Annotated in this window: 8 protein-coding genes; all 8 read left to right on the plus strand. The window is 51.5% G+C overall.

Annotated features, from left to right (window positions below; genetic code table 11):
- Positions 1–483 precede the first annotated feature (483 nt).
- The 8 genes from QVO99_RS04440 (at position 484) to QVO99_RS04475 (ending at position 10,471) form a co-directional block, all read left to right on the plus strand.
- Positions 484–3,051, plus strand: coding sequence for a hypothetical protein (locus QVO99_RS04440; RefSeq protein WP_022316395.1), 2,568 nt, complete (start codon positions 484–486; stop codon positions 3,049–3,051).
- Between the two features lie 33 nt (positions 3,052–3,084).
- Positions 3,085–3,270, plus strand: coding sequence for a hypothetical protein (locus tag QVO99_RS04445; RefSeq protein ID WP_022316396.1), 186 nt, complete (start codon positions 3,085–3,087; stop codon positions 3,268–3,270).
- Between the two features lie 556 nt (positions 3,271–3,826).
- Positions 3,827–4,549 (plus strand): nucleotidyltransferase family protein, encoded by a 723-nt coding sequence (locus tag QVO99_RS04450; RefSeq protein ID WP_022316397.1) that lies wholly within the window; start codon positions 3,827–3,829, stop codon positions 4,547–4,549.
- A 264-nt stretch (positions 4,550–4,813) separates the two neighbouring features.
- Positions 4,814–5,650 carry a hypothetical protein gene (locus tag QVO99_RS04455; protein ID WP_288176960.1) on the plus strand — a complete coding sequence of 279 codons (837 nt, stop codon included), beginning with the start codon at positions 4,814–4,816 and terminating at the stop codon, positions 5,648–5,650.
- 105 nt (positions 5,651–5,755) lie between these two features.
- Positions 5,756–6,790 (plus strand): CDP-alcohol phosphatidyltransferase family protein, encoded by a 1,035-nt coding sequence (locus QVO99_RS04460; protein WP_022316399.1) that lies wholly within the window; start codon positions 5,756–5,758, stop codon positions 6,788–6,790.
- Positions 6,791–6,792: 2 nt separating this feature from the next.
- Positions 6,793–7,494: an HAD family hydrolase gene (locus QVO99_RS04465; RefSeq protein WP_022316400.1), complete on the plus strand. Its 702-nt coding sequence runs from the start codon at positions 6,793–6,795 to the stop codon at positions 7,492–7,494.
- A 69-nt stretch (positions 7,495–7,563) separates the two neighbouring features.
- Complete coding sequence (locus tag QVO99_RS04470; protein WP_022316401.1) at positions 7,564–10,122, plus strand: DUF5686 family protein; 2,559 nt, start codon at positions 7,564–7,566, stop codon at positions 10,120–10,122.
- A 106-nt stretch (positions 10,123–10,228) separates the two neighbouring features.
- Positions 10,229–10,471, plus strand: coding sequence for an ATP-dependent Clp protease adaptor ClpS (locus QVO99_RS04475; protein ID WP_231557023.1), 243 nt, complete (start codon positions 10,229–10,231; stop codon positions 10,469–10,471).
- Positions 10,472–10,516 lie beyond the last annotated feature (45 nt).

A 10,516-nucleotide genomic window follows, 5' to 3' on the forward strand; every position in this document is an offset into this window, starting at 1 on the left:
TAACTTGTTCCTTCCCTTGGGGAAGGTCTGGATGGGTTTGAGGTCTGGATGGGTTTGAGGTCAGGATGGGTTTTTAAATCACAAGACACCAACCCTCCTCTCTGTTAAAATATCATAACACATTAATTTTTTCTCACAACAAACACAATCTCCTACGGAAAAAGTCACTAACTTTGCATCGATTATATAAAAATCGAGTCAATAAAAGTCAGAGGCTGAAACAGAAATGCGGACGCCACTGCTGATAAAGCATATACATAAAAGCGGCGCATAAATGCGTTAGACATCTGAAATACAATTTTATTAATGCTAAGTAAGCTAAGGCTATAAAATAAACAAGAGGCGCAAGCCCACTAAAGCAAAGCCGAGGCAACACAGTATAGAAGAGAAAAGGCATCAGTAAGTCAGTGTCGCCGCACAGATGTAGAATATATACAGAGAAAGATAATTCATTAGCAAGTAAGACGATAAATTAACTAGAAAATGAGATTAAAACATTTCCCAACAGGTTTATTGCGCTGCGGTATATCCAAGCGCAAGGCTAAACTTTTCGTGACAGCACTTATGGTAGCTGCCACAGCACAGACGTGTTTTGCACAGACTACTGGAACAGAAACAAGTGGCAGTAAGGGTAAACAGCCCATCGCAGCATGGACAGGCACTAAACCTTCCGAAGCCAATGGCAAAACCGTTTACCTTTATAACATAGGTACCAAGCAGTTTCTTGGTAAGGGTGGCCGCTGGGGCACAGAGGCTACCATGAACGTGGAGGGTGCGCCGTTCGAACTGACGTACACCAATGGCACCTTCACGCTTACCTCAAAGGTGAAGCAGGAAGGTGGCGATAGCAATGGTAAGCTGACCCTGATGGATGGTACGGACCTAACCTCTAAATTCGATAAGTTTAACTATTTCGTGGATGGTAATGTGAGAGCTTCTGAGAACCACACAATCACTGCTACTGGTACTCCAACCGAAGGCTACACCCTTTCTATCACATCAACAAGTAGCAAACCTGACGAAGGCAACAAAAGCTCTATGGCAGGCAAAACATTCTATATGTTTGCTGAGGGTGCCAATGCTCACGTGAGCGCTCGATTGGAAACCACTTCAACCATGCGCGGCATTCCTGCCGATTCAACAGCTTACAGCAAGTGGATTATCGTGACGGAGGATCAGCGCAAGGACGCTTTCAAGACAGTTAACAACGCCCATGTGGCAGCAGTGAACGCCACCTTCTTGATGTCCGACTTCGACTTCGCCCGTAATGACAACTCTTGTGAGGAATGGAAGACAGGGGCTACCTCCACAGAAAACCCCACAGGAACACTCTCTTATAAGGGCAACAAGGTCTGCAAGCCAACGGATGCTATTCCTACGACCATTAAGGTGTACACGTACACCAGTGAACATGCTTATAAATATGATAGGGGAACCCAGAGACATACTTCTACGATCACAACCACAGTGGATCATGGAGAAACTTGGGAAAGAGAGTGCCAAGAAAGTTCGAAGCATGATCGTTATCATACAGCACAAGTTACTTACAAAAAGACGAATACGGAGCAAAAGGTAGTCGCCGGCTACACCTACTACTTAGGTAACGGTTACGACGAAGGAAACTACACCACCGACCCCATCACAGGCGAGACGATGACGGTAGGTGAGAACCGTCAGCAATCCTACGGTGGTGCTTGGACTGCCAACATCCACGGTGCCCGCGGTTCGGTGGTGCAGACCATTCCCACTAAGAACATGATCAAGGAGGGTTGGTATCGCGTGAGCTGCGTGGGCTTCACCACCGCCACAAAGGGTATCGCTCGCCTCTACGCCGCAGCAGGTATGGGTAACACTACCGGTTCGGCCACGGCACAGAGCGAAAAGTTTGCTATCGCCAACTTGCACCGGATCGATCCTGCCAACAAGCCCGCCACTTATGTGGCTGCTTCGAAACTTCTCGATACACCCAACGTGAACACGTTCGACGCTTCAGTGAAGGTGTATGTGTCACCGACCAATGAAGCCAAAACAACATTTGAGACGCTCTCGTTCGGTATCCAGGTGGGTAGCGCTGCCGACGATACTCAGGATGCCGACGACAACGCTTGGACCTGCTTCGACAACTTCAAGATTGAGTACCTCGGTACGCCCCCCAACGAGCTCATCCTCGATGAGGACCAGACCGATGGTGGTTATATCAAAGCACAGGCACAGGACGACGACAAGACGCTCCAGAAGTCGATCGTTTACCTGCACCGCACCATGAACACTGACAAGTGGAACTCACTGGTGTTGCCCATCAGCCTCAATGTGGGTCAGGTGAAGAGCATCTTCGGCGACCAGGTGCACATCTCTGAGTTCAAGGGTGCATACGATGAGAATCACCCGCAGCGCATCATCTTCGACCCGATCACTGCCAACCGCAACGACCCCGATGCCATCGCTATCGAGGAGGGCAAGCTCTATCTCGTGAAGCCGACGGCCGACGGTGGCATGCCTCAGAAACAGGCGGTGAAGACATTTAACAAAGACGGCTATAACATCTCGGTGGAGGACTACTACACCATCGTGGGTGTGACCTTCAAGAAGAAGAGCGAGATCGCCGATAACGCCTACTCAGGCCGCGTGATGGGTGATAAAGGCTCTGAGGAGTATGGAACAGCCCAACAGGTGCAGTTTGTGGGTACTTACGTGCAGTGCTTCGACAATGACCTGATTCCCGCCAACTCTTACGTGCTCAACGGCAACAACAAGGGTGGCACAGCCGGCCTCTGGTACTACCGCAAGGTGAAGACCAAGACCAAGGGCTTCCGCGGATGGCTGCAGTCGGTTCAGGGCCAGGTCTCAAATGTCTTCGAGTATGAGATTGAGGGCGTGGTCGAACAGGTGAACGGCAACACGACAGCCATCGACGGCATCGAGGCAGCGCAGCAGCACAGCGCCAACATCTACAACCTCAACGGACAGCTCGTGCGCCAAGGCGCCACCTCTACCGAGGGTCTGCCCAGCGGCCTCTACATCGTAGGTGGCAAGAAGTTGGTAGTGAAGTAATCCATAGGTTAAACTCTTTAATCAGCAATAAACATGAAAAAGCAATATATAAAGCCCACAGCCGTTAAGGTGGCAGTGAAGGGCACCCTGATGCACACCGGAAGCATTCAGAACACCACTGGGGATGTGCAGACAGGTGTACAGGAAAACCGTGAGGATGGTTTCGAGGCCGGTTCTAAGGATCACAGCACCAACCTCTGGGACCAGTGGGAGGATTAACCCCCAAGCGAATGTCACCCCGACATTCCTAACAACATAGATGTTTACTGGCGGATGTGTCCGTTATCGTAACAGTAACGATATTTTATTTCGGAATAACTATCCACAAGCCGGCCGTCAACGATGACAGCCGGCTTGTTTTGCTTATGTGAGCCATGAAAATCGTAGCGATAGAGCAACGCGTGCTGGACTCGGTATACCCAGGGTATTTTATCGTATTATCATTGGTACGCCCTGAAAGGGCAAAAGCGTTAATCCCTAAATACATATTCCTTGTTGTATTTTGCTCATTGACAAATACTCTGGTTTTTAGACAATATAAGAGAAACACTCCATAATCGAAACATGCAAATCTGGGTATAAACAGACGAGGAGCAAGGAATCACATCATCTACTAACAAAAAAAACTTAAATAGAAGAAATTGTTTTCTTATTACAGAGGATTTAGATAACTTTGCAGAATATAGGCACTTGAAGGAAAACAAACGGCCTAATGACCGATTTGGGTTGAAGTCTGCAATAGCAAAAACCTCAACTGACCACAACGACAAGAGATATGAGATACGCAATAATAGCAGCCGGCGAAGGATCAAGGCTCGCCACCGAAGGAATAGATATGCCGAAACCACTCGTGGAGGTGAATGGCGAACCGCTCATCGATCGCCTGATAAGGATATTCGCTGACAACAACGCCGAGGAGATTGTAGTGATCTGCAACGACAAGACGACACTCGTCAGCAGCCACCTGATGAAGATTCAGGAGGACGGACTCAACGGCAGACGCATCCCGCTGCGCTTCGTGGTGAAGAGCACACCCAGCTCCATGCACAGCCTTTACGAGATAAGCCGGTATCTGCTGGGCGCACCATACTGTCTTACCACCGTGGACACGATATTCCGCGAGAAGGAGTTCAGCAACTATATCATGGCTCTGAACGACGCGATGGAGACATATTCAGCTGACGGACTGATGGCGGTGACCGACTATATCGACGATGAGAAACCGCTGTATGTGGATACCGACGGGACGATGACCATCACAGGATTCCTCGACCATAGCGACTCCTGCCGATATATCTCTGGAGGCATCTACGGACTGTCCCCAAAATCCATCGCCACGCTGCATGCCTGCATAGAGCGGGGAGAGAGCAGAATGAGGAATTTCCAAAGGGCTATGGTGGCTGACGGACTGCATCTGGAGGCCTTCCCCTTCAGCAAAATCCTCGACATCGACCACAAGAGCGACATCGGGAAGGCAGAGGAGTTTTTGAGAGTTTGAAGCCTCTCCTAACCTCCCCTAAAGGGAAGGGACTCCAAAGCGCATACACATCGGCTGACATCTGCTACAACGACGTCAATAGCCTCGCCGCTGAAAACAGCCCCCACCTAGCCTCCCCCGTAGGGGAGGGACTCAAAAGCCTCCTCCTAACCTCCCCCTGAAGGGAGAGGGACTTAGGTACTTCGGATTATGAGGGGGTACTTCGGATTATGAGGGATACTTCGGATTATGAGGGACAAGCGGGGGAAATTATGAATTATGAAAGTGAAGTATGAATTAATCTCCATATATCGGGCTGAGAGGTATTCGCCAAATTCCGTGGAGCGCGACAAAGCCATCATGGATGCGGTATGCGAAAAGCTCAGTACACGATATAACATATATAAAACAAGGGAAGAAGACATCGAGACGGAAGGGATGCCGCTGATGCAGAGACTGCCAGACGCCTATCTGCCACACTCCAGCGCCCCACTACTTGTCCTCTCTATGGCAAGGAGCAGGAAAGCACTCGACATCCTGACGCAGATGGAAGGTGAGGGAGCGAGAGTGATAAACCGTCCGCAACCTGTCCTCAACGCCACAAGGAGCGTCATCGACAGGATGATGAGAGAGAACGACTTTCCCTGTGCCCCACTCCACGGCGACCACGGATGGTGGATAAAGCGAGGCGACGAGGCGGCGCAGGAGAAGGGTGACGTAAGATTTGCTGCCAACGAGAAAGAGAGGGACATCATCACAGAGGAATTCAGAAAGAGAGGAATAACCGACATCGTGACAACGGCACACGTAGACGGCGACCTCGTGAAATTCTACGGTGTGGCAGGAACGGCATTCTTCCACACTACCTACCCGACAGATGGCGGATTCTCGAAGTTCGGCGACGAGAGACGCAACGGCACATCACGCCACACGTCCTTCGACATTGCCGCCCTGCATAGCGACGCCTCGCGGTTGGCTCAGCTTACGGGAATAGAGGTGTATGGCGGCGACTGCATAGTGAGGTCCGACGGTTCGTATGCCATCATCGACTTCAACGACTGGCCCAGTTTCTCCGTCTGCCGACACGATGCGGCAGAGGCAATAGCGACAATAGCGGAGTGACGTCATCAGCCCCCACCTAACCTCCCCCGTAGGGGAGGGACAGATGGCAATGGCTAATAAGGTTGCTGAGGATCTTCAATTAATAAAACAAACAAAACAAACGACATGGCAACATTTAAGGAGATGCTCAAGGCATCAATGAAATCTAAAGATACGGAAGAATGGCTGGACGTGTATTTCACACGACCTATAGGACTGGTGTTCACACTGCTGTGGAAACGCCTCGGAGTTCACCCAACGGTGATAACGATACTCGGCATGATACTCGGAGCAGCGGCAGGATGGATGTTCTGGCATAGCGAACTGGAATATAACATCTGGGGAGTGGTGCTGATGATGCTGAGCAACTTCTGCGACTCCACCGACGGACAGCTGGCACGACTGACAGGAAAGAAGACACTCGTGGGACGAGTGCTCGACGGCTTCTCGGCTGACGTTACATTCTTCTGCGTGTATTTCGCTCTCTCAATGAGAATGATGACCGAACTGATTCCGGGCACCGACGTGACCTGGGGACCATGGATATGGGTGATGGCATTCATGGCAGGCATCATGAGCCATTCGCCGCAATGTCTGCTCTCCGACTACTACCGACAGATACACCTGTTCTTCCTGAAAGGCAAGGAGGGCAGCGAACTCGACAAGTCGGAGGAACAATGGCGGATCTTCCGCGAGCAGCCCAAGAAGGCGCTCTTCTTCCGTGCCTTCTATTACAACTACGCCAAATACTGCGCCACACAGGAGCGACGCACGAAGAATTTCCAACTCATGATGGCAGAGGCGACAAACCGCTACGGTGCACCGCTGAACCTGCCTGCTGCGCTGAAGGAGGAATTTCTTGCCGGCAGCCGTCCGCTGATGAAATACACCAACCTGCTCACCTTCAACATGAGAGCCATCGCCCTGTATATCGCCTGCCTGATAGACCTGCCATGGCTATATCTGCTGTTTGAAATCGTGGTGATGAACATTATGTATATATACATGCACCATGAGCACGAGAACCTCTGTCACAAGATGGTGCAGAGAATAGTAGCCTGCAGCGAGGCAAAAGCGACGAAGGAAAACGAGAACAAGGAGGAATCCGATGAGAACAAGGAGTCAGAAGACTGCCACAATACAGATATCAAGGAGGACTGACGATGCGGATTAAAGGATTTATCTTTGACTACGGCGGTACGCTCGACACCAGGGGCAACCACTGGGGAAAGGTGTTGTGGCACGGGTATGAGAGAACCGGAGTGCCCGTAGGCGAACAGGATTTCAGAGATGCCTACGTATACGGCGAGCGCACGCTTGCCACCAGTCCGATAGTGAAACCCGACTTCACCTTCCGCGACACACTGCAGGCTAAGATAAGGCTGCAGCTGCAATGGCTGGAGGAGAAGAGGAATCTGGGCGACGCCACAGGATATCTCAAGAGAATCCTCGACGACGTGTATCAGCAGACCATGCAAACGACAAAGGAGTCTGCACTGGTGCTGGAGGAATTGGCAAAGAAATACCCACTCGTGCTCGTGAGCAACTTCTATGGCAATATCGCCACCGTGCTCCGCGAGTTCAGCCTCGACCATCTGTTCGGCGACATCATAGAGTCGGCAGTAGTGGGAATAAGGAAACCCGACGCCCGCATCTTCGCCCTGGGAGTGGAACGGCTCGGCATGAAAGCCGAAGAGGTGGCAGTGGTCGGCGACAGCTACGACAAGGACATCCTGCCCTCCCACTCCATCGGTTGCCACACGATATGGTTCAAAGGCGAAGGATGGACAGACGAGGTGGTGGAGAATCCCGTTGCCGACAAGGTGATAGGGAGTCTGAAGGAGATTCTGTCGCTGGCGGAATGACGGGCGAAGGAGCTCACCTTTGTCTGATGAAGACAACATTAGGATACAATTCCGAAAATCAAGAGAGAAATGAAAAGACTGAAATCATTATTCATATTGCTGCTGCTCTCCACCCTCATGGCGAGCGCACAGCAGATCACCGGTGTCATCGTTGACGAGGCCACCGGCGACAGCATACCCCTTGCCAGCATCAGGTATAAGGGGCACGGCAAATCGTATGTGAGTGACAATGGAGGTCGGTTCACAATAGAGAAGCACGACGGCTGGTATGCCACATTCAGCGCCGTGGGCTATCAAGACCTCAAACTGCTCATAGGCACCAACTCTCCCAACCACATGCGCATCACGCTGAAGCCCGACACCAAGAGTCTGTCGGGAGTGACGGTGAAGTCAAAGCGCAAGAGATACAAGAGAAAGGAAAACCCTGCCGTGGCACTGATGCGACGGGTGATAGCAGCCAAGAAGCGCACCGACATAGAAAATCACGACTTCTTCCAATATGCCAAATACCAGAAGCTGACACTGGCGGTGAACGACATCTCGCCGAAGGAACTGGAAAGGAAGGGCACGAAGAAGACCAACTGGATGGTGAACCAGGTGGAGGCTTGCCCATACAACAACAAGCTGATAATGCCGGTAATGGTTGACGAGACCATCTCGCGGCAGATATACCGCAAGGACCCTCATTCGGAAAAGACAATCATCGTGGGACAGCACATGGACGGCGTGAACAAGTTCATTCAGACCGGCGAGGTGATGGGCACAGTGATGAAAGACGTGTTCAGCAACGTGAACATCTACGACGACCAGATACGACTGCTGCAGGCACGCTTCACCAGTCCGATAGGAAAAGACGCCATACAGTTCTACCGCTACTATATCGTAGACACGGTGAAGGTGGAGCGCGACTCGTGTTTCCATCTGCAGTTCCTGCCCAACAACCAACAGGACTTCGGATTCTCCGGCGAACTGTGGATTGTGAAGGACTCCACGCTCCACGTGAAGCGCTGCCATCTGACGCTGCCTTCCAAGTCGGGAGTGAACTTCGTGGAGGGCATGCAGATACAGCAGGCTTACACCAAGCTGGACAACGGCGAATGGGTGCTGACGCAAGACGACATGGTGGCGGAGCTGTCACTGCTCAGCGTGCTCACCAAGGCGATAGTGATAAGAAACACGCGGATGACAGACTATCTTTTCGACTCCATACCGGCGAAACATTTCAAAGGGAAGCAGAAGGAGATATACCAGCCCGACGCCAAGATCCGCGACAGGATGTTCTGGCAGCAGGTGAGAATGGTGCCGCTGACGAGGTCGGAGGCGAGGATGCCGCAGTTTCTGCGCGACATAGAGAACTCGCGCAACTTCAAATACGCTCTCTTCGCCCTCAAGGTGGCAATAGAGAATTTCGTGGAGACGGGATCGCAGCAGGCACCGAGCAAATTCGACATCGGACCGATAAACACGATGATCACGAGCAACTTCGTTGACGGAACGAGAACGCGACTCAGCGGACAGACTACGGCAAACCTGAACAGGCACTGGTTTCTGAAGGGCTACTACGCCCACGGCTGGGGCAGCAGGAAGAACTACTATAATGCCGACCTCACCTACTCGTTCAACGCCAAGCAGTATCTGCCCCACGAATACCCGAAGCGCACGCTGACACTGTCGTCGTCGCATGACGTATGCTCACCGTCGGACAAGTTCCTGATTACCGACAAGGACAACGTGTTCACATCGCTGAAGTGGACTAAGGTGAAGGAGATGATGTTCTATAACAGACAGCAGCTCGCCTTCGAATACGAATGGTATGGCGGACTGAAGGCTATGGCGAAGCTGAAGACCGAAGAGAATGAGGCGTGCGGCGACCTGAAGTTCATACCGCTGTCGGCAAACGGCGTGGCTCCGGCAGAGCCATGGAAGATACGCACCACGGAGGCCTCGGTGATGCTGAGATATGCACCGGGCGAAACGGTGGTGAACACAAAGCAGAACAGAGTGTCGGTCAACCGCGAGGCTCCTGTCTTCACCATCTCACACACGATGGGAGTGAAGGGGGTGCTGGGAGGCGACTACAACTACAACTTCACCGAAGCCACGATATACAAGCGCTTCTGGATGAACAGCTGGGGCGACCTGAACGTTGACCTCAGAGGCGGAATACAATGGAACAAGGTGCCGTTCCCGCTGCTAATCATGCCAGCCGCCAACCTGTCGTATCTCGCACAATACGGCACGTTCAACCTCATCAACAACATGGAGTTTCTGAACGACCGCTATGCCAGCATCGACGTGTGGTGGAACATGAACGGCAAGATACTTAACCGCATCCCGTTCATCAAGAAGCTCAAGTGGAGGGAGTATATAGGAGTGAAATGTCTGTGGGGCAACCTGACAGAGAAGAACAACCCATACTCTGCCTGTAATATCGGCAACACGCAGCTGATGCAATTCCCCGACGGTGCCAACCTGATGGACAAGAACAAGCCCTATGTGGAAATCGTGGCTGGAGTGAGCAACATCTTCAAGGTGCTCAGCGTGCAGTACGTGAGACGCCTCAACTATCTCGACCTGCCTACGGCTCACAAACAGGGAGTGAGGTTCAAGCTGATGTTCAAGTTCTGACGGAAGGCGGAACAGAGAGAAACAATATCAAATAATCAATACCCATACAATTATGCCACAGCAACAATCAGACATAAGACAAAAGATAAGATACAAGAAACCCCGGATGTACAAAGTGACAATGCACAATGACAACATCACGACGATGGAATTCGTAATCAAGGTGCTGATAGAGATATTCCATAGAACTCCCGATGACGCAGAACAGCTGATGCTGAAGATACACCACGAAGGTTCGGCTATGATAGGTGTCTACACCTACGACATGGCACGAACGAAGGTGCGCACCGTCACTCTGATGGCACAGGAGAAGGGCTTTCCGCTCAAGACCACATACGAACCGGAATGATACGGAGAGCAGAAGAATTTAACCCAAATCGGCCATTAGGGCTTG

Source organism: Prevotella sp. CAG:592 (assembly GCF_000436015.1).
In the GTDB taxonomy this organism is placed as follows: domain Bacteria; phylum Bacteroidota; class Bacteroidia; order Bacteroidales; family Bacteroidaceae; genus Prevotella; species Prevotella pectinovora.

Coding starts and splice junctions, on each gene's coding strand:
- QVO99_RS04445 (WP_022316396.1), top strand. CDS start 3,085: ATGAAAAAGCAATATATAAAGCCCACAGCCGTTAAGGTGGCAGTGAAG.
- QVO99_RS04475 (WP_231557023.1), top strand. CDS start 10,229: ATGTACAAAGTGACAATGCACAATGACAACATCACGACGATGGAATTC.
- QVO99_RS04450 (WP_022316397.1), top strand. CDS start 3,827: ATGAGATACGCAATAATAGCAGCCGGCGAAGGATCAAGGCTCGCCACC.
- QVO99_RS04465 (WP_022316400.1), top strand. CDS start 6,793: ATGCGGATTAAAGGATTTATCTTTGACTACGGCGGTACGCTCGACACC.
- QVO99_RS04440 (WP_022316395.1), top strand. CDS start 484: ATGAGATTAAAACATTTCCCAACAGGTTTATTGCGCTGCGGTATATCC.
- QVO99_RS04460 (WP_022316399.1), top strand. CDS start 5,756: ATGGCAACATTTAAGGAGATGCTCAAGGCATCAATGAAATCTAAAGAT.
- QVO99_RS04470 (WP_022316401.1), top strand. CDS start 7,564: ATGAAAAGACTGAAATCATTATTCATATTGCTGCTGCTCTCCACCCTC.